The following is a 22,640-nucleotide window of genomic DNA, read 5'->3' on the forward strand; positions in this document are numbered from 1 at the left end:
TAGACCGGGCCACCGACATACGCTACGGGAGCAGCGCGATGACCTCGGACAGGTCCTGGGGGCCGACGACCAGGCTCGCGGCGGCGCGTACGGCCGGCTTAGCGTTGAACGCGAGTCCGAGCCCGGCGACCGACATCATCTGCAGATCGTTGGCGCCGTCGCCGATCGCGATCGTCGCGTGGCGCGGTACTCCGAGCTCGTCCGCCCAGGCCAGCAGCGACGCGGCCTTGGCCGCCGCGTCGACGATGTCGCCGTCGACTCGTCCGGTGAGGGTGTCGTCCGCGACTTCGAGGCGGTTCGCGCGCCAGCGGTCGACGCCGAGCCCGGGCGCGACGTCGTCGAGGATCTCGTGGAAGCCGCCCGAGACGACGCCGACGACACCGCCGCGTGCGTGGACGGCGGCCGTGAGTTCACGCACCCCGGGGGTCGGCTCGATGCGGGCGAGCACCCGGGCGAAACCCGACACGGGAACGCCCTCGAGAGCGGCCACGCGTGAGCGCAGGCTCGTCGCGAAGTCGATCTCGCCGCGCATGGCGGCCTCGGTCGCGGCCTGCACCTCGGCACGACGTCCGGCCTCGTCGGCGATCAGTTCGATCACCTCGTTGCGGATGAGGGTGGAATCAGCATCGAGTACGACGAGGAAGCGCGCAGAGGTCACGCCTCAGAGCCTATCGACAGCCGTGATGGTCGGCGCGCGACCCCGACTCAGGACGACGCGGTCACCGTTCGATGAACAGGCCCTTGCCGACCACGGTGATGCCGGACTCCGTCACGGTGAACCCTCGGGCGAGATCTCGCTCTCGATCGACGCCCACCGTCGCACCGTCGGCGAGGACCACGTTCTTGTCGAGAATCGCGCGATGAACGCGGGACCCCGCACCGACTCTCACCCCGTCGAAGACCACGGAGTCGGTGATCGTCGAGCCACCGCCCGCGAGCGTCCACGGACCGACGACGCTGCGCTCCAGGTGGGTGCCCGAGAGCACGGATCCGAGCGACACGATCGAATCGATCGCGTTTCCGATGCGGCCCACCGAATCGCGCACGAACTTGGCGGGCGGCGAGTTCACCGCCTGCGAGTGGATCGGCCACTCCATGTTGTAGAGGTTGAAGATCGGGAGCGTCGAGATCAGATCCATGTGGGCGTCGAAGAAGGAGTCGATCGTGCCCACGTCGCGCCAGTACGAGCGGTCTCGCGGAGAGGACCCCGGGACGTCGTTCTGCTTCATGTCGTAGTACCCGGCCTCGCCGCGGTCGACGAAGTACGGCACGATGTCGCCACCCATGTCGTGCCCGGAGGTCGGTGATTCGCCGTCGGCCTCGACCGCGGAGATCAGAGCATCGGCGTCGAAGATGTAGTTGCCCATCGATGCGAGCACCTCGTGAGGCGAGTCTTCGAGGCCGGCGATGTCGGTCGGCTTCTCGAGGAACTGCTTGATGCGTCCGGTCTCGGTGTCGGCGTCGATCACGCCGAACTGCGAGGCCATCGCGAGGGGCTGGCGGATGCCGGCGACGGTGGCCTTCGCGCCGGATTCGATATGCGCCTCGAGCATCTGACGGAAGTCCATGCGGTAGACGTGATCGGCACCGATCACCACCACGATGTCCGGTTTCTCGTCGTTGATCAGGTTGAGGCTCTGAAGGATCGCGTCGGCGGAGCCGGAGAACCAGCGCTTGCCCAGTCGCTGCTGCGCGGGCACGGACGTCACGTACGAGTCGAGCAGGGCGGACATGCGCCAGGTCTGCGAGATGTGGCGGTCGAGGCTGTGGGACTTGTATTGCGTGAGGACGACGATCTGGCGAAGGCCGGAGTTTATGAGGTTCGAGATCGCGAAATCGATCAATCGGTACTGTCCGCCGAAGGGCACTGCAGGTTTCGCGCGATCAGCCGTGAGAGGCATGAGACGCTTTCCCTCGCCGCCGGCGAGGATGATGCCGAAGATCTTCTTAGGTGCGGACATGCACCCACCATAGAGGCGAATCGGCCCGGCGAACTAGCATCTGGACAAGTGAGTCACTACCGTCTAGACATGCGCGTCGAGATGATCACGAAGGAATACCCGCCGGAGATCTACGGAGGTGCGGGCGTCCACGTCGCCGAGCTCGTCACGGCCCTGCGGCAGAATATCGATGTACAGGTTCGAGCCTTCGGTTCTCCCCGCGATGAGGCGGGTACTTTCGCCTATCGGACCCCCTCCGAACTGGCCTCCGCGAACGCCGCGCTGCAGACCCTCGGCACCGATCTCGAGATCGTCGCGGCGATCTCCGACGCCGACGTCGTGCACAGCCACACCTGGTACGCGAACTTCGCCGGGCACATCGCCTCCCAGCTGCACGGGATCCCTCACGTGCTCACCGCGCACAGCCTCGAGCCGCTGCGTCCGTGGAAAGCCGAGCAGCTCGGCGGCGGATACGCGGTGTCGAGCGGCATCGAGAAGCTCGCCTACGAGAACGCGGCAGCGGTCATCGCGGTCAGCGCGGGGATGCGTGCCGACATCCTTCGCAGCTACCCGTCGGTCGACCCGGCCAAGGTGCGAGTGATCCACAACGGGATCGACGTCGAACGGTGGCGGCCTGTGCAGAACCCCGCCTTCCTGGAATCCGTCGGGATCGACCCGGCCCGGCCGTCGGTCGTCTTCGTCGGGCGCATCACCCGTCAGAAGGGGCTCCCTTATCTGCTGCAGGCGGCTCGTCTGCTCCCGTCCGAGGTGCAGCTCGTCCTCTGCGCCGGCGCCCCGGACACCCCCGAGATCATGGCGGAGGTGCAGGAGGGCGTGAAGCTCCTCCAGCAGACCCGCGACGGTGTCGTCTGGATCGAGCGGATGCTGCCGCGTGATGAGCTCTCGGCGATCCTCACCGCCGCGACGACCTTCGTCTGCCCGTCTGTCTACGAGCCGCTCGGCATCGTGAACCTCGAGGCGATGGCGTGTGGCGCCGCGGTCGTCGGCACGGCGACCGGCGGCATTCCCGAGGTCGTCGCCGATGGCGTCACCGGACGGCTCGTGCCGATAGAGCAGCTGCAGGACGGCACGGGCACACCCGTCGACCCTGAGCGCTACATCGCCGATCTGGCCGGAGTGCTGACGGAGGTGACCTCCGACCCGGAGCGCGCGCGGGCATACGGCGAAGCCGGGCGGGAGCGTGCACGGGACGAGTTCAGCTGGGGTGCGATCGCCGACACCACACGCGCGCTGTACGCGGAGCTGACCTCCTGAGCCGATAGGCTGGAGGCATGTCGAGCGCTCTGGAATTCACCGACGTCGTCGTGCGCCGTGAGGGCCGCAACATCATCGATCACGTGACCTGGCAGGTCGACGACGATCAGCGATGGGTGATCCTCGGACCGAACGGCGCCGGCAAGACCACGCTGCTCCAGCTGGCCGACACGCTCATGCACCCGACCTCCGGAACCGTGACGGTGCTGGGGGAGACCCTCGGCCGCACCGACGTGTTCGAAGTGCGTCCGCGCATCGGATTCGCGTCCTCGGCGATGGCGAAGCGCGTGCCCCGCGACGAGACCGTGCTGAACACCGTCCTCACCGCCGCGTACTCGGTGCTCGGCCGCTGGAACGAGAACTACGAGGACATCGACGAGCGCCGCGCACTGCGCGTGCTGGGCGACTGGCGTCTCGAGCACCTGGCCGACCGCACGTTCGGCACACTGAGCGACGGCGAGCAGAAGCGCGTGCAGATCGCCAGAGCCGTCATGACCGACCCCGAGCTGCTTCTCCTCGATGAGCCGACGGCGTCGCTCGACCTCGGGTCGCGTGAAGAGCTGCTGGCCCTTCTCAGCGGCTACGCGTCGTCGCCGACGACTCCCGCGATGCTGATGGTCACGCACCACGTCGAGGAGATCCCCGTGGGCTTCACGCATGTGCTGCTGATGCGTGACGGCCGCATCGTCGCGGCCGGCCCCGTAGCCTCGACGCTCACGGCCGAGACGCTGACCGAGACGTTCGGCATGCCCATCGTGCTGACCAGCGAAGACGGGCGCTACGCCGCGCGCGCGGCATCCTGATCGCGATCTGATAGAATCGATCCTTGGTGCTCTCTGCACCGCAGACTTCCCTCGTCCCTGGCACAATCCAGGGCAGCAACTAAGGAATCCCATGAAGACTGACATTCACCCCGAGTACAAGGCTGTCGTGTTCCGCGACCTGGGCTCGGGAGAGACGTTCCTCACCCGTTCGACCGTGACGGGCGACAAGACCATCGAGCTCGACGGCGTCGAGTACCCCGTCATCGACGTCGAGATCTCGTCGGCATCGCACCCGTTCTACACGGGCAAGCAGCGCATCATGGACTCGGCCGGCCGCGTCGAGAAGTTCAACCAGCGCTTCAAGGGCTTCGGCGGATCGACCAAGTAACGATCGCCGCACTCGAAGGCCCCGTGTTCCTCGGAACACGGGGCCTTCGTCGTACCCGTTGCGACCGTCAGATGTCGATCACGATGCGTTCGCCGTCGATCCGGCTGAGCGGGTCACCGGGAGCGGGCGCGGGAGCCGTGCGCTTCGTCTGGCGGTCGCGCTCCATGCCGGCCTCGTGCGCCGACGGCATCCAGATCGCGTCGAACGAACCACCCAGTCCACCGCCTGTGCTCTCGTACTTCGTCTCCAGGGGTGCCTTCGCGTAGATCGCAACGATCACGACGACGAACGTGATCACGACGATCAGAAGGATCGCGATCGTGAGGAGCATCCCGAGAACGTCGGCCATGAGTCCAGGCTATTCGGCGCGCACCGTGCCGGCATCCACCCGCAGGAGGATTTCGGCCGGGGAGCCTCAGCGGATGCGGCGGCCGTGCGCGAGGTCGAAGAGGTGCGTCAGCACGGGGCCCGAGCGGACGCCGTTGTGCTCGTGCTCGCTGGTCACCCAGAGCTGCACGCCGGGCAGCAGCCGAGCGGTCTCGAGTGAGAACTCCATCGGCACGTATACGTCGTTCACGTACACCGCCGCGGCGCCCGTCGCTCCGGAGGTGGCGATGGCGACCTCGTCGTAGATCCGGGGCCACTCGAACTCCGCCAGCGCGAGCGCGACGTCACGCCACGGCTGGAACGCCGGCACCGTCTCGGTCCATTCGCGCCGGATGTGCTCACCGGTGAACAGGGTGACGTCGTCGCGGAAGTCCTGGGGCTCTGTGCGCTCCGCGGACCACCGTGTGGCGTGCCCGCTCGCATAGCTCGACTCGTGGAAGGCGAAGTAGAGAGGGTTGCGGCCGCCGTAGGGCATCGCGTGCATCAGATCGTGGCGGAAGGCGTTCGACCCGGAATCGCGCTCGAGCAGCGACCACACGGTCTGCCACCCGTCGTTCGTGCCGAGCGCCGAACCGACGGAGCGCAGTCGCGACGGCGAGACCACTTCACCGTCGGGAAGCACGATCTCGCCTGCCGCCGCCTGGTCCACCAGGCGGCGCATGACGTCTCGATGCTCGGGGAAGCTGCGGTAATACCGCTCGGAGGCTGATCGCATCTTGTCGTAGCAGAGCGCGTAGACCTCGTCGGGGTGCCGGTCGACGGTGCTGAGCCCACCCGTGATGAAGACGTCGGCGATCGAGTCCGCGTCGGTCGACAGGTAGGCCAGGGTCGTGAAGCCCCCGAAGGACTGACCCAGCACGCTCCACGTCTCCGCAGCGAGGTGCTCACGCATCGCCTCGCAGTCGCGGACGATCGAGTCCGCGCGCAGATGGGTGAGGTACTCGGCGACCTCGGCGGAGCCGCGTTCGAGGTCGGCGTCGCCGACCGGCGTCGAGAGTCCGGTGCCTCGCTGATCGAGCATCACGACCCGATAGTGCGCGAGAGCCTCATCGAGCCAGGCAGGGGAGGTGGACGAGTGGAACGGGCGCGGTGCCTCGTGCCCGGGGCCGCCCTGCAGGAAGACGAGGTAGGGGAGCCGTTCGCCTCCGTCGCGTGTGACCACACGGGCGAAGACATCGATCGTGCGGGTGTCGGCCGGGTCGGCCCAGACGAGCGGCACGGTCAGCGTGTGCTCTTCGACGGTGAGGTCGAGCAGGCGGCGGATGGTGGTGGTCATGTCACATCACATTCCCGATATAGGAGTACTTGACGAACACCTCGGAGGCGATGCCCGCCTCCTGGAGCACGCCCTGCACCGCGTTCATCATGTAGTTCGAATCCCACCCCATGTACAGGTGGTGCGAGTCGTCGAGCTGGTCCCACTGGCCCTTCCACGCCATCCCGTCGTAGATGGGTCCGCCGTGGGCGGCGCAGTACGAGACGGCGGCGGCACGTGTGTCCGTCCACGCGCGACGGAAGACGCGATTGAAGAGATACCTGACGTCGAAGACCTCCCACCGCTCGCCGCGGTACTCGACGTAGTCGAACTCCCGCTCCCAGCCTGCCGGCCAGCCACGTCGGCGGACGGCATCGAGGATCGGCGTCAATCCGTCGTCGTCGATCTCGGGCAGGGCCGGGCGCGCCCAGATGCGCAGCAGATCGGCGGTGAGGCGGACAGTGCGCTCGGAGATCGCGGCTGTGCCCCAGGTCGAGGTGCGTTCGAGCGCCCTCGTCTCGATGACCGCGCTGCGCGCATACGCCGAGTCGCGCTTGACCGCGAACGACTCCCCGAACACACGCTCGGCGAGGTTCTGCTCGAGCAGGGTGAGGTTGCCGAGCGTGGGCGCGAGAGCTCTGTGGGCGTTGCGCTCGTCATCCGAGTAATCGATCCAGGGGCGCACGCCGTCGCCCGACCAGCTGTCGCTCGGGACAGTCGGAACGATGTGCTCGACGTCGAAGTCGATCGCGTCGTCGACGCCCTCCAGACGCCCGAGCACGTAGGCGGGATGCGGCAGCTCGCTGTACTTCAGCACCGCACTCACACGCTCGTCAGACGGAGTGATACGGGCGAAGGCCCGGGCAAGCGCATCTCGGCCGTCGGAGCGGGCGCGGCAGAGACGCGCGACGAGCCGCTCGTTGGGAAGGTTCACCAGCGTGCGACGCAGATACATGGTCTGGATCCACTCGAGCGTCTGAATGAGTTCGTCGCGTCCGATGATTCCGCGCGAGTGGTCGCTGTACGCGCTCAGCACCAGCGGGTAGGACGCACGGCCGAAGGTGTTCACGAACCGCAGCTGCTGCGCGATCTCGGGGTCCTTCTCGAGAGAGGGGTCGAGCAGGATGCCGTAGATCTCGGCATAGTGCCGCCACACCTCGGCATCCGCCTGCAGGTGATCGAGGTCGACGCGGGGGAAGGAATGCCGGAACGCGCTGTACACGCCGTGCTCGCCGTTGGCCGCGACCTCGCGGCCCGTGGTCATGACGAGATAGTGCCGCCAGAACGCGCCGATGGTCTCACCCGTGTGCTGTTCGATCGGCAGCCAGAACCGCGTTTCGACATCGAGCTGCTCGGTGTGTGTCAGTCCCATCAGGATGTAGTTGTGGATCAGCTCGTGATCACGCAGCGGTTCGCCCGTGGAGTTCAGGCTCTCGAAGATCTGCTGCGCGTTGGCCTCGGTGCCGAGCGTGATCGACACGTGCTCGAGTCTCTGCAGCCCCCGCCAGATCAGCGGAGCCTCGTCGGCGTGCACCTGGCTGCGGAAGAACGCGTAGTTGTCGTCGAAGCGCGACTCCCGGTCGGCATGGTCGCCGCGCTCGAGCACCACCGATTCGTACAGCTCGGCCCAGGCGTCGTGGGGGCGCAGCTTGGTGCGGGTGGCGTCGTCAGGGCGCACGAGGACGCGATCGAGCTCCGCGGCGAGTTCGGGGGAGGAGTCCTGCACCGCGTGCCGCAGCGCTGCGACGAGCAGCATGAGCGTCGTGATGCGCTGCTGGCCGTCGATCAGCACGAGGTCGGTGTCGGCGTCGGAGTCGTCTGCGGCCGACAGGATCGAACCGATGAAGTGGCGATGGGACTCGTCTTCGCGGGCGACGGCTCGGACGTCGGAGAGCAGCTGCTCGCATCCGCCGATGTCCCATCGGTACTGACGCTGATACACCGGCACGACGATGGTCGTGGAGTCCTCTGCGAGCCACTCGATCGTGTTGACAGCTGTCGCCTCGACGTTGGTCGCAGTGCTCATGCTGGTGTCTCGTCCTCCCGTAACGCCGGGCGCCGAGGAGTCGCCAGGCGCCCGATTCAGTCTATTCGCTTATTCACGGCGACCCTCGGCGGCGCTCCAGAGGCGCCCTGTTAGGCTTGCCTTATCAGGGCCTGTTAAAACGTGCTGGCCCCCGATGAAAGGACATGACCTAGATCATGGGATACATCAAATCGAAGGCGCTCGAAGACAAGGGCTTCGTCGTTCTCGACAGCTACGACCAGGAGCTCGACCCCAAGGAGTGGCTCGACATCGAGTACAACGACTGGAAGTCGTCGGGCGACACACGGTTCGCCCCTCTCGCCAGCGCCAAGGGCGAGATCGAGTGCAACGGCTTCTGGAACCACAAGCCGCCGCGCACCGACAAGGACGGCGTCTGGATCGACGAGCAGACCTCCAAGGCCCCGAACCTGACTCGCCGCGCTCAGGAGCCGGGTGCCAACGTGGGTCGCTGCCGCGTGATCGAGCTGCAGCCGACCCCGTACGGCGAATGCCTCTACAACCTCCACCAGGACGACAACAACCGTCTGAACCCCGACGGCACCGGCTGGGTCGTCCGCGGCTTCTTCAACCTCAGCGACGACAAGGACAGCTTCTTCGTCCTGCGCGAGAACCGCACGGATCCCAGCATCGAGTACCGCATCGCTCTGCCGGCCGGAGCGCAGCTGATCGTCGACACGCAGCGTCTGTGGCACGCGGCGACCCACGTCGGCACCGAGCCCCGCTACTGCCTCATCACGTCGTGGACGTCGGGCCCCGAGCTCGACGCCTACATCGAGAAGTACAACGGCACCCAGGATGTGCCGAACGTCGAGGTCCCGCAGGACGTGCTCGAGGCCGGCTACGCCGAGCAGGCTCGTCGTGACGCCGCTCGTGCCGCGTACTACGCGGCCAAGGGCCAGCAGGTCAAGCAGGCGATGAGCGAGGCCTGAGCCTCATTCGATCAGGACCGGCGACGGTCCGAAGGCCCCGGTCCTCGCGACCGGGGCCTTCTTCGTGGAATCACATGCTTGTGATTTCGCCTGGTCTGGGCGAGAATAGCCCCATAACCGCATATTCACGCCAGTTCTCGTTGTTTCAGGTCGTTGGGGAAGACGCACCTGATGAAACGGAGAGATCATGGCGACGGCTTACGCACGCGGAGTGGTTTTCGTCCACTCTGCACCTCGCGCGCTCTGCCCGCACCTGGAATGGGCGGTAGGACGCGCCATCGGTCGTGCGGTGAATTTCGACTGGAGCGACCAGCCGGTGCTCGACGGCGCACGCCGTGCCGAGTTCTACTGGGACGGCCCGGTCGGTACCGGTGCGGCACTTGCCACCGCGATCCGCGGCTGGGAGCACCTCCGCTTCGAGGTGACGGAAGATCCGACGCCTCGCAGCGACGGCGGACGGTGGCTGCACACTCCGGATCTCGGCATCCACTACGCCCAGACGGATGCTGCGGGCAACATCGTCATCGGCGAGGACCGCATCCGCTATGCGATGGAGATCGCCGCCGGCAGTGCGAGCGAACTGCAGCGGGAACTCGACATCGCCCTCGGTTCGGCCTGGGACGAGGAGCTCGAGCCCTTCCGCCACGCGAGTGATGACGCCAGGGTCGTCTGGCTGCACAAGGTGGGCTAGTCGACGACACCGCACAGACCTGGATCGGGAAGGCGCGAGTATCGGATGCCGGTGAGTGATCCCGGACGCTGAGAAGGCGAATCCCCGTTCCACATGACGAGGACCCCGCCCCTGCATCAGGGACGGGGTCCTCGTCTGCGCTCAGATGACAGCCGAGCTCGGCATCTCCAAGCGCGCGGACGATCCGCCGGCCATGACGTCGTCCCACGCGAGCTGCAGTCGTCCTATCGCATCGGCCGTGCGCTCCGGCGGCATCGTGATGGGGATGCGCAGGCGTCGCTCCAACACCCCTCCGGTCGAGAATCGTGGTCCCGGCGGCAGGACGAGCCGGTGGTCGCGTGCGGCGAGGGAGAGCGCCGTCGATATCGGCGCGCCGAGATCGAGCCAGGCGGAGAGGCCGCCGGGCGCCGGTGGCATCGACAGCCCGCCGATGGATGCGAGGCCCTCCGTGACCGCTTCTCGCCCCGCCTGCAGCCTTGTCGTGACATGAGCGGTGAGCGCGGGCATGTCCTGGAGCAGCTCGACCGCGATGCACTGCTCGAGGAGCGCTGTGCCCAGTTCGAAGGAGGGTCGGGTGGCGAGCAGCCGGGTGATGAGTGAGCGCTCGGCGCGGATCCATCCGATGCGGAGCCCGCCCCAGGCGATCTTGGACATCGACCCGACCGTGATGATCTGCGGACTGTAGGCGGCCATCGGCAGCGGCGACCATCCTCGGTCGATGTCGAGCTCGGCGGTGGTCTCGTCGACGATCACGTGCGTACCGGAGTTCCGCGCGGTCGTCGCGATGCGGGAGCGCTCGGCGTCGCTCAGAGTCGCCCCGGTCGGGTTGTGGAAATCGGGGATGAGGTACGCGACGTGCGGGCGGCTGCGCAGGAGCGTCTCGTTGATGTGGCGTTCGTCCCATCCTGTGACGTCCACCGGGGTGGGGAGCAGCCGGTATCCGTGCCGGTGCAGGGCTTCGAGAGCGTGGGGGAACGTCGGCTGCTCCACCAGGGCTCGTTCTCCCCGTCGGCCGATCGTGGCGAGGACGAGGTGGAACGCATTGAGCGCACCCGACGTGATGATGATCTCGTCGGCATTCGTCTCGACTCCACGTTCGGTGAAGCGGCGCGCGACCGCCTCGCGAAGCTCGGGGAGTCCCCGCAGCGAATAGCCGCTCGTGCCTCGGAGTGCGGCGAGTCTGGGGAGCGACCTCACGGTGGCGTCGTAGAGCCCCGGCGTCGAGTCCATCGAGGCGATGGAGAGGTCGATGGCGTCGTCGTCGTCCGTGCTCGTGGAGGCGCGTGCGGAATGCGGAAGGGTGACTCGTGTGCCGCCGCCGTGCACACGGGACACGTAGCCGTCACCTTCGAGGAGCCCGTACACGCGCGTCGTCGTCGACCGTGAGCGGCGCAACTCGAGCGCGAGGGCACGCTCGCTGGGCAGTCGCTCTCCGACGGTCAGCCGACCGTCGAGGATCAGAGCGCGGATCTGCTCGGCCAGTGAGGCGGCAGTGGCCCCGGCGACGTTCTGCGCGCCGAGCTGTTCGACCAGTCGTGATGTCATCACTCCAGCATGCCGCAAAGTGGACTCGTCACAGCAGGCCACTTTTCACCGAGTGGCCTCGGCATCACGCAGAGCAGCGGGGCCACGATGGAACAATGCACCTCCGTTCCGTCTTCCTCCCGATCACGGCCACCAGCCGACGCGACGTCGTCGAGCGCATCGTCCAGCTGCTGGCGGGTCTGTTCCTCTACGGCGTCGCCCTCGGTCTGATGGTGCGTGGCGGTATCGGCGTCGCACCGTGGGACGTGCTCGCGCTCGGGATCTCCGGGCAGACGGGCATCGGGTACGGCGTCGTCACCGTGCTCGTCTCGGTGCTCGTGCTGGTGCTGTGGATCCCACTCCGCCAGCGCGTCGGTCTCGGCACGCTGCTCAACGCCCTGCTCGTGGGCCCGAGTGCCGACCTGGCCCTCTTCGTGATCCCTACGCCGCCGTCGATCTGGATCGGCGCGCCGATGTTCGTGGCAGGGCTGCTTCTGCTCGCGTTCGCGACGGGCCTCTACATCGCCGCGGACTTCGGCCCGGGCCCGCGGGACGGCCTCATGACCGGACTCGTGGCGCGCACGGGGCGGCCCGTCTGGCTGGTGCGCACCGTCATCGAGGGCGGCGTGCTGCTCATCGGGTTCGTCCTCGGAGGACCCGTCGGCCTGGGAACGGTGCTCTTCGCCTTCGGGGTCGGCCCGCTCGTCGGCTGGTTCCTGCCGTGGAGCACGCGTCTGCGCGCGGCTCGTTCGAGGCAGCTCTCCCGGGCCTAGGCCCTGGCAGGACGGAAGACGAGAACGGCCCCCGGTTTCCCCGGGGGCCGTTCTCGCATGTCTGCGTGTCAGTCGGCGTTCGCGAAGACCGCGACGGCGTTGTGCCCGCCGAAGCCGAACGAGTTGCTGATCGCGTACAGCGTGCCGTCGCCGAGGGGCTGTGCCTCGCCCGAGAGCTTGAACGGCACGGCCGGGTCGGGTTCGGTCATGTTGATGGTCGGGGGAGCGACGCGGTCGCGAAGCGCGAGAAGCGAGAAGATCGCCTCGAGAGCTCCCGTGCCACCGAGCAGGTGCCCTGTCGACGCCTTCGTGGCCGAGACCGGGATCTCATCGATCCGGTCGCCGAAGACCTTCCTGAGAGCGACGTACTCGTTGGGGTCGCCGACCGGCGTCGACGTCGCGTGAGCGTTGATGTGGGCGACCTGGTCGGCGGTGATGCCGGCCTCCTCGAGCGCCTGGGTGACAGCGCGTGCCGCCCCGTTGCCCTCGGGGTCGTTGCCGGTGATGTGGTACGCGTCTGCGGTCACCCCACCGCCGAGGACGTAGCCGTAGATCTTGGCGCCGCGAGCCTTGGCGTGCTCCTCGGTCTCGAGGATCAGTGCTGCGGCACCTTCGCCCATGACGAAGCCGTCGCGGTCGATCGCGCCGGGGCGGGATGCGGTGGCGGGGTCGTCGTTACGACGAGACAGAGCCTGCGCGGAGGCGAAGGAGGCCATGGTGATCGGGTGGATGGCCGATTCGGTGCCACCTGCGATCACGACGTCGGCGAGACCGTCCTGCAGGTGGTGGAACGCGTGGATGATCGACTCGGTGCTGGAGGCGCACGCGCTCACGACGGTCTGGGCGTAGGCGCGGGCCTGGAACTGCAGCGACAGGTTGCCGGCTGCGGCGTTCGGCATCAGCATCGGCACAGTCAGCGGCATGACGCGACGGGGGCCCTTCTCACGCAGCGTGTCCCACGCGTCGAGGAGAGTCCAGAGGCCGCCGATGCCGGTGGCGAAGTCGACGCCGAGGCGCTCGGGAGCAACCTCGGGGGATCCGGCATCCGCCCAGGCCTCGCGTGCTGCGATGAGGGCGAACTGGGAGGAGGGATCGAGCCGCTTCGCCTCGTGGCGGGGCAGGACCTCTTCGGGCCGGACGATCGCCTCTGCGGCGAAGGTCACGGGCAGCTCATACTGCTGAACCCAGTCGTGTTCGAGGGTGCGGGTTCCAGACTGCCCTGCGAGCAGGTTGGTCCAGTTGTCGGGAGCTGTCCCGCCGATGGCGGACGTGGCGCCGATGCCGGTGACGACGATGCGCTTGGTCATGTGTGGTTCCTTGTCAGGCGGGTCGAGCAGATGGCGGGCAAGGCGGAGGATGCCACGCCCCACATGCGTGGGGGTGGCATCCTGCGTGAATTACTCCTGGCCGGCGACGATGAAGTTGACGGCGTCTCCGACGGTCTTGAGGTTCTTGACCTCGTCGTCGGGGATGGTGACGCCGAACTTCTCCTCGGCGTTGACGACGATCGTCATCATGGAGATCGAGTCGATGTCGAGGTCGTCGGTGAACGACTTCTCGAGGGCGACCTCGGAAGCGTTGATGCCGGTCTCGTCGGTGATCAGCTCTGCGAGGCCAGCGAGGACCTCATCGTTGGTGAAAGCCATGTGGTCTTCCTCTTTCTTACGGGTTGTATATCGGAACCGTGGAACAGTCTAGGGAAAGTCGGCGCGTTCTCAGGGGAGGACGACGACCTGAGCGGCGAACACGAGGCCCGCGCCGAAGCCGATCTGCAGCGCGAGGCCACCCGAGAGCTCCGGGTGCTCGGCCATGAGGCGGTGGCTGGCGAGCGGGATCGAGGCAGCGGAGGTGTTTCCGGTGGTCTCGATGTCGCGCGCGATGACCGTGGACTCCGGCAGCTTGAGCTGCTTGGCGAACTCGTCGATGATGCGCATGTTCGCCTGGTGCGGGATGAACGCAGCGATGTCGGTCGGTTCGACGCCAGCCCGATCGAGAGCCTCGCGAGCGACCTTGGCCATCTCCCAGACGGCCCAGCGGAAGACCGTCTGACCCTCCTGGCGCAGGGTGGGCCACGGCACTTCGCCGTCGCGGAACTCGGTGAGTGTTCCGTTCATGCCGACAGCGTCGGCCTTCGAGCCGTCGGATCCCCAGACCGCAGGGGCGATGCCCGGCGTGTCGCTCGGGCCGATGAGCGCCGCACCCGCGCCGTCTCCGAGGAGGAACGAGATGCTGCGGTCGGCGGGGTCGACGATGTCCGAGAGCTTCTCGGTGCCGATCACGAGGGCGTAGCGTGCGGCGCCCGACCGGATCAGCGCATCGGCCTGGGTGACCGCGTAGGCGTACCCGGCGCAGGCGGCGTTGATGTCGTAGGCGGCCGCCGGGTTGGCGCCCACGCGGTCGGCGACGATCGCGGAGACCGAGGGCGACTGCTTGGGGTTGCTGATGGTGGCGACGATGACGAGATCGACCTGGTCGGCCGAGATGCCCGACTTCTCGATCGCCTCGGCGGCAGCGGTGGTGGCGAGATCGATCGCATCCGTGCCCTTGTCGGCCCGCACGCGGGTCACGATGCCGGTGCGCTGGCGGATCCACTCGTCGCTCGAATCGATCGGGCCGATGAGGTCGTCGTTCGGTACCGAGTTCTCGCCGCGCGCGGCCCCGTACGAGTAGATACGGGTGTACGCGGGACCTGTGACCTGGTTCAGGGTGGGGCTCATGCGGCTTCTCCGTTCAGCAGCGCGACGGCCGCATCGAGGTCATCGGGGGTCTTGACGGCGACTGTCGGCACGCCGCGCAGGCCGCGCTTGGCGAGCCCGGTCAGCGCACCCGCAGGAGCGAGCTCGATCAGTCCGGTGATGCCCTGATCGGCGAAGGATGCCATGCACAGGTCCCACCGCACTGGTGAGGAGACCTGGTCGACGAGGTAGCTCAGCGCCTTCGCGCCCTCGGTGACGACCGAGCCGTCGCGGTTCGTCCACAGGGTGATGTCGGGGTCGGAGGGTGTGACGGTCGACACGGCGTCGCGCAGGGCGGCGACCGCGGATTCCATGAACGAGGTGTGGAACGCGCCGGCCACCTGAAGGGGGATGACGCGGGTGCCCTTGACGGGCTCGGTGGCGAGGGCGTCGAGCCCTGCGAGCTCACCGGCCACCACGAGCTGGCCACCGCCGTTGTAGTTCGCGGGGGAGAGGCCGAGCTCGCTCAGGCGCGTGAGGATCGTCTCCTCGTCACCGCCGAGCACCGCACTCATGCCGGTCGGGGTCTGCGCTGCGGCATCCGCCATCGCGCGACCACGGATGCCGACCAGCCGCATTCCGGTCTCGGCGTCGATCACGCCGCTGCCCACGAGTGCGGCGATCTCGCCGACCGAGTGGCCGGCGACACCGTCTGCACGGCGTCCCGCACGGGCTGTCAGTGCGTTCGCGGCGATGAGCGAGGCGGCGACGATCAGCGGCTGGGCGACGCGCGTGTCGCGGATCGTGTCGGCATCCGACACCGTCCCGTGCTGCTCGAGGTCGACCTCTGCGGCCTCGGAGTAGGCGGCGAGGGTCTCCGTCACGCCGTCCAGCTCGAGCCAGGGGGAGAGGAATCCGGGGGTCTGCGAGCCCTGTCCTGGGCATACGACGACAATCACCACCCCAGTCTGCCAACGATCTGCCCGAAGTGGTGGATGATCCATCACAAGATTGCGAAGATCCCTTGTGTGTGGCGTACAGCAGATCGGAGTCTGCGGCCCCGATCAGCGGGAGGGGCGACGAAGCGGCGGGCGACGGCGGACCTGATCGGCAGCGCCGATGGAGCCGAGGATGAGGGCAGTCTGCAGGATCAACGCCTCGCGAGGACCCGTGGCATCCCAGCCGATGACCTCGCTGACGCGCTTCAGGCGGTAGCGGACGGTGTTGGGGTGCACGAACAGCTCGCGTGCGGTGGCCTCGAGCGATCGGCCGTTGTCGAGGTAGCTCCACAGCGTCGTGACGAGATCCGTAGAGTGCGCCTGCAACGGGCGATAGATCCGCTCGATCAGAGTCTGTTTCGCGAGGGGATCGCCCGCGAGCGCGCGCTCGGGCAGAAGGTCGTCTGCGTCGACAGGTCGCGGCGCGCTGCGCCAGGCGCGCGCGACGGCGAAGCCTGCGAGGGCAGCGCGTGCGCTCTGGCTCGCATCGACTAGGGCGGCGACGGCAGGGCCGAGGACGACGTACCCGGGACCGAACGAGGGCTCGAGTCGGGACGCGATCTCCTCGAAGCCGAGCTCTTCCTCCTCGCCTTCGGAAGGCTCCTGGCCCGCAATGCGGGCTCGACCGATGACGAGCACGAGGCGTGACCCCTGCACCCCGATGAGTACGTCCACCGCGAGCTTGCGTGCAGTGCGGCGCACGAGGTCGACGTCGAACTGCGGGGGAGTCGTGCCGACCAGCACCGCGACCTCGCCGTGGCCGTGCCAGCCGAGCGCGGCGATCCGGCTCGGCAGCTCCTCGTCGGCTTCACCCGTGAGGATCGAGTCGACCACGAGCGCTTCGAGTCGCGCATCCCACAGCCCACGGGCCTCGGCGGCGCGAGCGTAGACGTCCGCGGCGGCGAAGGCCACGTCGCGCGAGTACAGCAGGATCGCTTCGCGAAGATCGTTGCCTCGACCGGCGACCCGCTCTTCCGTCACCTCGACCGTGACCCGGATGAGCTGCAGCGTCTGCTGCAGGCTGACGCTGCGCAGAAGCTCGCGTGGTGCCGCGGCGAAGATGTCGGCGGCGATCCAGGGGGTCGAGGTCGGATCCTCGTACCACTGGATGAAGGAGGTGATGCCGGCCTGAGCCACCAGCCCGACCGCAGAGCGGCGGGCTGGTGGCATGTCGGCGTACCAGGGGAGGGTGTCCTCGAGGCGCTTGATCGTCACCGAGGCGATGTCACCGGAGATCCGGCGCAGCCACGTGAGCGTAGCGGCCTTGTCCATGCCGCGCGAAGAGGAACCCGTCACCGATGGCTCAGCTTTCGCCGCCCGCGTTGCCGCTGGTGCCGGCGTTCACGTCGTGCAGGCTGTACTTCTGAATGGCCTGCGCGGCGAGAGAACGATCGACGACCCCGTCTTCGGCGAGCGACTGCAGCGTGCGGACGACGATCGACGGACCGTCGATCTTGAAGAAGCGACGGGCTGCTGCACGCGTGTCGGAGAATCCGAAACCATCGGCACCCAGCGTCGCGAAACGCTGCGGGACCCAGGGGCGGATCTGGTCCTGCACGGCGTGCATGAAGTCGCTGACGGCGACGACGGGACCCTCGGCACCCTGCAGCTTCTGCGTGAGGTACGCGGTGCGGGGCTCTTCTTCCGGGTGCAGGAAGTTGTGCTCGTCGGCGGCGAGGCCGTCGCGGCGCAGCTCGGTCCACGAGGTGACCGACCAGACATCGGCGATCACGCCCCAGTCGTTCTTCAGCAGCTCCTGTGCTTCGAGAGCCCAGGGGAGTCCGACGCCCGAGGCGAAGAGCTGGGCACGCGGGCCCTCACCCTCGCCGACGGAGATGCGGTGGATGCCGCGCACGATGCCGTCGACGTCCACGTTCTCCGGCTCGGCCGGCATCACCATCGGCTCGTTGTAGAGCGTGATGTAGTACATGACGTTCGGGTCTTCGTGGTTGCCGCCGTACATGCGCTCGAGACCGGAGCGCATGATGTGCGCGATCTCATATCCGTAGGCCGGGTCGTACGACACCGTCGCCGGGTTGGTGGCGGCGAGCAGGTGCGAGTGGCCGTCGGCGTGCTGCAGGCCTTCACCCGTGAGGGTGGTGCGGCCGGCCGTCGCCCCCATGATGAAGCCGCGCGCCATCTGATCACCGGCGGCCCACTGGGCATCACCGGTGCGCTGGAAGCCGAACATCGAGTAGAAGAGGTAGATCGGGATCAGCGGCTCGCCGTGCGTGGCGTACGACGTGCCGGCCGCGGTGAACGCCGCGAGGGCGCCCGCCTCGTTGATGCCGACGTGCACGATCTGTCCCTGAGGGCTCTCCTTGTAGGCGAGGAGGAGCTCGCGGTCGACCGAGGTGTAGTGCTGGCCGTTCGGGTTGTAGATCTTCGCCGAGGGGAAGTACGCGTCCATGCCGAACGTGCGGGCCTCGTCCGGGATGATCGGGACGATGCGGTGCCCGAAGTCCTTCGAGCGCAGCAGGTCCTTCAGCAGACGGACGAACGCCATGGTCGTGGCGATCTCCTGCGTGCCGGAGCCCTTCTTCGGAAGCGCATAGGCCGTGTCGTCGGGAAGCGAGAGTCCCACGTGAGTGGAACGGCGCTCGGGCAGGTAGCCGCCGAGAGCCTGGCGACGCTCGAGCATGTACTGGATCGTCTCGTCCTGCGGGCCCGGGTTGTAGTACGGGGGCAGGTAGGGGTTCTCCTCGAGCTGCGCATCCGTGATCGGGATGTGCATCGCGTCGCGGAACGTCTTGAGGTTGTCCAGCGTCATCTTCTTCATCTGGTGGGTCGCGTTGCGGCCCTCGAAGTGCGGACCGAGGCCGTAGCCCTTGACGGTCTTCGCGAGGATGACGGTGGGCTTGCCCTTGTGCTCGGTCGCGGCCTTGAACGCGGCGTAGACCTTGCGGTAGTCATGGCCACCGCGCTTCAGGTTCCAGATGTCGTCGTCGGAGTAGTCCTTGACGAGGGCCGCAGCACGCTCGTCGCGGCCGAAGAAGTGCTCGCGGACGTACGCGCCGGACTCGGCCTTGTAGGTCTGGTAGTCGCCGTCGGGGGTGACGTTCATCAGGTTGAGCAGCGTACCCTCGGTGTCGCGGGCGAGCAGGTCGTCCCATTCGCGACCCCAGACGACCTTGATGACGTTCCAGCCCGCGCCGCGGAAGAACGACTCGAGCTCCTGGACGATCTTCCCGTTGCCGCGCACCGGACCGTCGAGACGCTGGAGGTTGCAGTTGACGATGAACGTCAGGTTGTCGAGCCCCTCGTTGGCTGCGACCTGCAGCTGTCCGCGGCTCTCGACCTCATCCATCTCGCCGTCGCCGAGGAAGGCCCAGACGTGCGACTGCGAGGTGTCCTTGATGCCGCGGTTCTCGAGGTATTTGTTCGACATCGCCTGGTAGATGGCGTTGATCGGACCGAGTCCCATGGAGACGGTGGGGAACTGCCAGTACTCCGGCATCAGACGCGGGTGCGGGTACGACGGGATGCCGTGCGGTGCGTGCGACTTCTCCTGGCGGAAGCCGTCGAGCTGGTCTTCGCTCAGGCGGCCCTCGAGGTACGAGCGCGCGTAGGTGCCGGGGGAGGCGTGGCCCTGGATGAAGATCTGGTCGGCGCCACCGGGGTGGTCTGCGCCCTTGAAGAAGTGGTTGAAGCCGACCTCGTACAGAGCGGCCGACGATGCGTACGTCGAGATGTGGCCGCCGACGCCGATGCCGGGGCGCTGCGCGCGGTGCACGGTGATCGCGGCGTTCCAGCGGATCCACGCACGGTAGCGGCGCTCGATCTCTTCGTCACCCGGGAACTCGGGCTCGTTCTCCGGCGCGATCGTGTTGATGTAGTCGGTGGTCGGGACCATCGGCACGCCCAGGTGCAGCTCCTTCGAGCGCTTGAGCAGGCTGAGCATGATCTCGCGGCCACGACCGTGGCCCTTCGCGTCGACGAGCTCGTCGAGAGACTGCTGCCACTCGCCCGTCTCTTCCGGATCGCTGTCGAGGGGGCCCTGGGAATACGGATCCTGGTCGTGCACAGTCACGGGGAGCCTTTCGTCAAGCTGGCAGGTCATGCCAATGAAACGGGAAGCGACGCGGGCAGCCTTGTCGGCTGTGCACAACGCGTGCCGCCCTCAGCCTATCCCCCTTCACGGACGGCCGGATGCCGCAGGCGTCTTGCGAGTCGTCTGTCACATCCGAAGCGCGGCCGGTGTCTTCATGTCGAAGGTCGGAAACGACAGGACAGGAGTCACGAGCATGAACAGCAGCAGCACGGATCGCCTCCCGGCGGCGGAGGTCACGGGTGTGTACGGCGCCATGGTCCGGTGTTCGCCAAGAGGATGATGGGCCGCAGATCCGAGGGTGGAAGGAACTGCCCCCGGATCTGGCCTCGTATGCGGCGATGGCGGCCGCGACGACGACCGGCCGCAGCTTCTGCCTCGACGTCAACTACTTCAGGAGGCTCCCCTGATGCGCTGGCTCACGCTGCTCGCGCCGTCTTGGCTAGGATGATCGGGAAGGGCCTTTAGCTCAGCTGGTAGAGCGCCACGTTTACACCGTGGATGTCGTCGGTTCGATCCCGGCAGGGCCCACCTGAATCCGATCCACACGCCGGACCGCGGGCGTGCTCACGTCGACGGCGCATCGGGGCACTGGGCCCGGATGCGCCGTCGAGTGTCTGCGAGGCCGCTTACTGCTGGATGAAGGCGAGGATGTCGGGGTTGATCACGTCGGCGTGCGTGGTCAGCATGCCGTGGGGGAACCCGCTGTAGATCTTCAGAGTCGAGTCGCTCAGGAGCTCGGCCTGCTTCACCGAAGCGTCCTTGTACGGCACCACCTGGTCGTCGTCGCCCTGGATGACGAGAACGGGCACGGTGATCGCCTTGAGGTCCTCGGTCTGGTCGGTCTCGGAGAAGGCCTTGATCCCCTCGTAATGGGCGAGGGCGCTGCCCGTCATGCCCTGGCGCCACCAGTTGTCGACGACCGGCTGCGACAGCGTGACGCCATCGCGGTTGAACCCGTAGAAGGGTCCTGCGGCGACCACCTGGAAGAACTCGGCACGGTTCGCCGCCAGAGCCTCGCGGAAGCCGTCGAAAACCGTGATCGGCGTGCCCTCCGGGTTGGCATCGGTCTGCACCATCAGCGGGGGCACGGACGACACGAGCACGGCCTTGGCGACGCGGCCCTGGGGCTGCCCGTACTGGGCGACGTAGCGTGCGACCTGGCCGCCGCCCGTCGAGTGACCGATGTGGATCGCGTTGCGAAGGTCGAGGTGCTCGACGACCGCCGAGGCATCGCTCGCGTAGTGATCCATGTCGTGGCCGGTGCCGATCTGAGATGACCGCCCGTGACCGCGACGGTCGCTGGCGATGACGCGGTAGCCCTTGCCGAGGAAGTACAGCATCTGAGCGTCCCAGTCGTCCGACGAGAGCGGCCAGCCGTGGTGGAACATGATGGGCTGCGCGTCGGGGCTGCCCCAGTCCTTGTAGTAGATCTCTGCGCCATCATCCGTGGTCACGAACGCCATGATCAGCCTCCAGGTTCCGTCGTGCCGGACAATGCCGGACGACTGTCGATCGCCCCACCTCTGCATCGTGGGAGCGCGACCACGCTAACCCGCCCGTCCTCACGGCGCGCTCGACATCTGTCCAGAATCCGTCCCCGCCGTTTTCGACATCTGTCCGGTGCGGCGTCGAGGCCGCATCGATAGCGTCTCGACCATGTCGAACTCCCGGATCTCGCACGGGGCGGGATTCTGGGTGGTCGCCTCCGCCTTCCTGCTCGTGATGGCGTACGCGACCGTGCCGACCCCTCTGTACCCGCTGTTCCAGGAGGTCGACGGGTTCCCGGTCTCGGTGATCACCCTGATCTTCGCGGCCTTCGCCGTCGGCGTCGTGCTCAGCCTCTTCCTGCTCGGGCATGTCAGCGACTGGATGGGGCGACGGCGGATGCTGGTGATCGCGATCCTCATCGCGGCTCTCAGCGCCGTCCTGTTCCTCGCATGGCACGAGGTGCCGGGACTGCTCGCCGCGAGGCTGGTGAACGGCGCGAGCGTCGGCATCCTCACCGCCACCGCCACCGCGCATCTGGGTGAGCTGCGGGCCCAGGCGCGCCCCAGCGAGAACGCGATCGTGGCCGCATCCGTGGCGGGTGCCGCCAATCTCGGCGGACTGGCGCTCGGACCGCTGATCGGCGGTCTGTTCGCCGAGTTCCTGCCCGCGCCGCTGGTGCTGCCGCACGCGGTCTTCCTCGTGGTGCTCATCGCGGCCGCCATCGCGGTGTCCGGTGTCCCGGAGACGGTGACACCACCCGGCGAGCTGAGACGGTACAGGCCGCAACGCATCGCCGCACCGCCGCGATCGAGGGCGGCATTCATCGCCGCGGGCTTCGGAGCATTCGCCGGATTCGCCCTGTTCGGCCTGTTCACCTCTCTCGCGCCCACCATCCTCATCAGCACGTTCGGCGAGCATGACCACCTTCTCGCCGGGATCACCGCGTGCTCGGTGTTCGCTGCCGCGGCAACCGGCCAGGTGGCTCTCGCTCGGGTGCCGCTGCGCATCCAGCTGACGGTCGCGGCCGTCTGCTGCGCATGCGGGCTCGTCGCCGTCGCCGCAGGAACGCTGGTGCCGTCGCTCGCGGTGTTCCTCTTCGGAGGCGTCGTCGCAGGCGTCGGCGTCGGGCTGCTGTTCAAGTCGTCGGTCGCGACGGCCGCGGGTCTCGCCGAGCCGGGACGACGGGGGGAGACGCTCGCGCTGGTCTTCCTCATCGCCTACTGCGGCCTCGCGCTTCCGGTGCTCGCGATCGGAGTGATCCTCACGTTCGCATCGCAGACCACGGTGCTCCTCGTCTTCATCTCGATCGTGTCGGTCGCGACCGTCTCGGCGGCGGTCGTCATGCGTCGCGCGCTCGTCGGTCAGGAGCCCGGCGCGAGGGCCGGACGTGCAGTGTCCGGTCCCGACGAAACCGCCCCGTAACCGGCGCGCCATCATCCCGCCGACGAGACCTGC

At 67.6% G+C, this 22,640-nt stretch carries 20 protein-coding genes and 1 tRNA gene; 8 read left to right on the plus strand and 13 right to left on the minus strand.

Annotated elements, in window-relative coordinates; translation table 11 throughout:
• Window positions 1–22 precede the first annotated feature (22 nt).
• On the minus strand, window positions 23–658 hold the full coding sequence (gene serB, locus ASF63_RS17230; protein ID WP_056516940.1) for a phosphoserine phosphatase SerB: 636 nt from the start codon (window positions 656–658) through the stop codon (window positions 23–25).
• A 61-nt stretch (window positions 659–719) separates the two neighbouring features.
• Window positions 720–1,961: a glucose-1-phosphate adenylyltransferase gene (gene glgC / locus ASF63_RS17235; RefSeq protein ID WP_056516943.1), complete on the minus strand. Its 1,242-nt coding sequence runs from the start codon at window positions 1,959–1,961 to the stop codon at window positions 720–722.
• A 69-nt stretch (window positions 1,962–2,030) separates the two neighbouring features.
• Here glgC and glgA point away from each other — a divergent pair, with 69 nt between their 5' ends.
• From glgA to ASF63_RS17250, 3 genes are all read left to right on the plus strand, one after another.
• The gene (gene glgA, locus ASF63_RS17240) at window positions 2,031–3,215 is read left to right on the plus strand and encodes a glycogen synthase (protein WP_056516946.1); all 1,185 of its coding nucleotides are present in this window, start codon (window positions 2,031–2,033) and stop codon (window positions 3,213–3,215) included.
• Between the two features lie 17 nt (window positions 3,216–3,232).
• Window positions 3,233–4,018, plus strand: a complete 786-nt coding sequence (locus ASF63_RS17245; RefSeq protein WP_056516949.1) for an ABC transporter ATP-binding protein — start codon at window positions 3,233–3,235, stop codon at window positions 4,016–4,018.
• 91 nt (window positions 4,019–4,109) lie between these two features.
• Window positions 4,110–4,367: a type B 50S ribosomal protein L31 gene (locus ASF63_RS17250; protein WP_056307337.1), complete on the plus strand. Its 258-nt coding sequence runs from the start codon at window positions 4,110–4,112 to the stop codon at window positions 4,365–4,367.
• Window positions 4,368–4,434: 67 nt separating this feature from the next.
• Here ASF63_RS17250 and ASF63_RS17255 read toward each other — a convergent pair whose 3' ends face one another.
• The 3 genes from ASF63_RS17255 to ASF63_RS17265 all read right to left on the minus strand — a co-directional run bounded on the left by ASF63_RS17255 (window position 4,435) and on the right by ASF63_RS17265 (window position 8,035).
• Window positions 4,435–4,716, minus strand: coding sequence for a hypothetical protein (locus ASF63_RS17255; RefSeq protein WP_056516952.1), 282 nt, complete (start codon window positions 4,714–4,716; stop codon window positions 4,435–4,437).
• A 66-nt stretch (window positions 4,717–4,782) separates the two neighbouring features.
• Window positions 4,783–6,030 (minus strand): alpha/beta fold hydrolase, encoded by a 1,248-nt coding sequence (locus tag ASF63_RS17260; protein WP_056516954.1) that lies wholly within the window; start codon window positions 6,028–6,030, stop codon window positions 4,783–4,785.
• A 1-nt stretch (window position 6,031) separates the two neighbouring features.
• Window positions 6,032–8,035 carry a DUF262 domain-containing protein gene (locus ASF63_RS17265; RefSeq protein WP_056516957.1) on the minus strand — a complete coding sequence of 668 codons (2,004 nt, stop codon included), beginning with the start codon at window positions 8,033–8,035 and terminating at the stop codon, window positions 6,032–6,034.
• A 176-nt stretch (window positions 8,036–8,211) separates the two neighbouring features.
• Here ASF63_RS17265 and ASF63_RS17270 point away from each other — a divergent pair, with 176 nt between their 5' ends.
• Window positions 8,212–8,985: a hypothetical protein gene (locus ASF63_RS17270; protein ID WP_056516963.1), complete on the plus strand. Its 774-nt coding sequence runs from the start codon at window positions 8,212–8,214 to the stop codon at window positions 8,983–8,985.
• Between the two features lie 187 nt (window positions 8,986–9,172).
• Window positions 9,173–9,676, plus strand: a complete 504-nt coding sequence (locus tag ASF63_RS17275; protein ID WP_056516966.1) for a DUF3145 domain-containing protein — start codon at window positions 9,173–9,175, stop codon at window positions 9,674–9,676.
• Window positions 9,677–9,817: 141 nt separating this feature from the next.
• On the opposite strand, the gene ASF63_RS17280 is transcribed toward ASF63_RS17275, so the two are convergent.
• Entirely contained in the window at window positions 9,818–11,221 is a 1,404-nt protein-coding gene (locus tag ASF63_RS17280) for a PLP-dependent aminotransferase family protein (protein WP_056516969.1), read from the minus strand.
• 95 nt (window positions 11,222–11,316) lie between these two features.
• On the opposite strand from ASF63_RS17280, the gene ASF63_RS17285 reads away from it, so the two are divergent.
• On the plus strand, window positions 11,317–11,973 hold the full coding sequence (locus ASF63_RS17285) for a YczE/YyaS/YitT family protein (protein WP_056516972.1): 657 nt from the start codon (window positions 11,317–11,319) through the stop codon (window positions 11,971–11,973).
• A gap of 68 nt (window positions 11,974–12,041) precedes the next feature.
• Here the strand turns inward: ASF63_RS17285 and ASF63_RS17290 are convergent, their stop codons facing one another.
• From ASF63_RS17290 to aceE, 6 genes are all read right to left on the minus strand, one after another.
• Window positions 12,042–13,280: a beta-ketoacyl-[acyl-carrier-protein] synthase family protein gene (locus ASF63_RS17290; protein WP_056516974.1), complete on the minus strand. Its 1,239-nt coding sequence runs from the start codon at window positions 13,278–13,280 to the stop codon at window positions 12,042–12,044.
• A 90-nt stretch (window positions 13,281–13,370) separates the two neighbouring features.
• Complete coding sequence (locus ASF63_RS17295; protein ID WP_017202249.1) at window positions 13,371–13,619, minus strand: acyl carrier protein; 249 nt, start codon at window positions 13,617–13,619, stop codon at window positions 13,371–13,373.
• A gap of 69 nt (window positions 13,620–13,688) precedes the next feature.
• Window positions 13,689–14,690: a beta-ketoacyl-ACP synthase III gene (locus tag ASF63_RS17300; protein ID WP_056516976.1), complete on the minus strand. Its 1,002-nt coding sequence runs from the start codon at window positions 14,688–14,690 to the stop codon at window positions 13,689–13,691.
• Complete coding sequence (locus ASF63_RS17305) at window positions 14,687–15,607, minus strand: ACP S-malonyltransferase (RefSeq protein WP_056517364.1); 921 nt, start codon at window positions 15,605–15,607, stop codon at window positions 14,687–14,689. Before ASF63_RS17305 ends, ASF63_RS17300 begins: the two co-directional genes overlap by 4 nt.
• 105 nt (window positions 15,608–15,712) lie before the next feature.
• Window positions 15,713–16,918: a PucR family transcriptional regulator gene (locus tag ASF63_RS17310; protein WP_056516980.1), complete on the minus strand. Its 1,206-nt coding sequence runs from the start codon at window positions 16,916–16,918 to the stop codon at window positions 15,713–15,715.
• Between the two features lie 31 nt (window positions 16,919–16,949).
• Window positions 16,950–19,676: a pyruvate dehydrogenase (acetyl-transferring), homodimeric type gene (gene aceE / locus ASF63_RS17315; protein WP_056516982.1), complete on the minus strand. Its 2,727-nt coding sequence runs from the start codon at window positions 19,674–19,676 to the stop codon at window positions 16,950–16,952.
• 476 nt (window positions 19,677–20,152) lie between these two features.
• Between aceE and ASF63_RS17320 the strand changes: the two genes are divergently transcribed.
• A tRNA-Val gene (locus tag ASF63_RS17320) sits at window positions 20,153–20,225 on the plus strand.
• Between the two features lie 98 nt (window positions 20,226–20,323).
• Here ASF63_RS17320 and ASF63_RS17325 read toward each other — a convergent pair.
• Window positions 20,324–21,160 carry an alpha/beta fold hydrolase gene (locus ASF63_RS17325; RefSeq protein WP_056516987.1) on the minus strand — a complete coding sequence of 279 codons (837 nt, stop codon included), beginning with the start codon at window positions 21,158–21,160 and terminating at the stop codon, window positions 20,324–20,326.
• A 193-nt stretch (window positions 21,161–21,353) separates the two neighbouring features.
• Here ASF63_RS17325 and ASF63_RS17330 point away from each other — a divergent pair, with 193 nt between their 5' ends.
• A complete protein-coding gene (locus ASF63_RS17330; protein WP_082478303.1) occupies window positions 21,354–22,607 on the plus strand; it encodes an MFS transporter in 1,254 nt (417 codons plus the stop codon).
• Window positions 22,608–22,640 lie beyond the last annotated feature (33 nt).

The organism is Microbacterium sp. Leaf320, assembly GCF_001423485.1.
Taxonomy (GTDB): Bacteria; Actinomycetota; Actinomycetes; order Actinomycetales; family Microbacteriaceae; genus Microbacterium.

Bases quoted from the DNA above. Each gene is read 5' to 3' on its own strand.
- ASF63_RS17280 (WP_056516969.1), bottom strand. From the start codon at position 11,221: ATGACATCACGACTGGTCGAACAGCTCGGCGCGCAGAACGTCGCCGGG.
- glgA (WP_056516946.1), top strand. From the start codon at position 2,031: ATGCGCGTCGAGATGATCACGAAGGAATACCCGCCGGAGATCTACGGA.
- ASF63_RS17300 (WP_056516976.1), bottom strand. From the start codon at position 14,690: ATGAGCCCCACCCTGAACCAGGTCACAGGTCCCGCGTACACCCGTATC.
- ASF63_RS17310 (WP_056516980.1), bottom strand. From the start codon at position 16,918: ATGGACAAGGCCGCTACGCTCACGTGGCTGCGCCGGATCTCCGGTGAC.
- ASF63_RS17330 (WP_082478303.1), top strand. From the start codon at position 21,354: ATGTCGAACTCCCGGATCTCGCACGGGGCGGGATTCTGGGTGGTCGCC.
- ASF63_RS17250 (WP_056307337.1), top strand. From the start codon at position 4,110: ATGAAGACTGACATTCACCCCGAGTACAAGGCTGTCGTGTTCCGCGAC.
- ASF63_RS17245 (WP_056516949.1), top strand. From the start codon at position 3,233: ATGTCGAGCGCTCTGGAATTCACCGACGTCGTCGTGCGCCGTGAGGGC.
- ASF63_RS17260 (WP_056516954.1), bottom strand. From the start codon at position 6,030: ATGACCACCACCATCCGCCGCCTGCTCGACCTCACCGTCGAAGAGCAC.
- ASF63_RS17295 (WP_017202249.1), bottom strand. From the start codon at position 13,619: ATGGCTTTCACCAACGATGAGGTCCTCGCTGGCCTCGCAGAGCTGATC.
- ASF63_RS17290 (WP_056516974.1), bottom strand. From the start codon at position 13,280: ATGACCAAGCGCATCGTCGTCACCGGCATCGGCGCCACGTCCGCCATC.
- ASF63_RS17270 (WP_056516963.1), top strand. From the start codon at position 8,212: ATGGGATACATCAAATCGAAGGCGCTCGAAGACAAGGGCTTCGTCGTT.
- ASF63_RS17275 (WP_056516966.1), top strand. From the start codon at position 9,173: ATGGCGACGGCTTACGCACGCGGAGTGGTTTTCGTCCACTCTGCACCT.
- ASF63_RS17265 (WP_056516957.1), bottom strand. From the start codon at position 8,035: ATGAGCACTGCGACCAACGTCGAGGCGACAGCTGTCAACACGATCGAG.
- ASF63_RS17255 (WP_056516952.1), bottom strand. From the start codon at position 4,716: ATGGCCGACGTTCTCGGGATGCTCCTCACGATCGCGATCCTTCTGATC.
- ASF63_RS17325 (WP_056516987.1), bottom strand. From the start codon at position 21,160: ATGGCGTTCGTGACCACGGATGATGGCGCAGAGATCTACTACAAGGAC.
- ASF63_RS17285 (WP_056516972.1), top strand. From the start codon at position 11,317: ATGCACCTCCGTTCCGTCTTCCTCCCGATCACGGCCACCAGCCGACGC.
- glgC (WP_056516943.1), bottom strand. From the start codon at position 1,961: ATGTCCGCACCTAAGAAGATCTTCGGCATCATCCTCGCCGGCGGCGAG.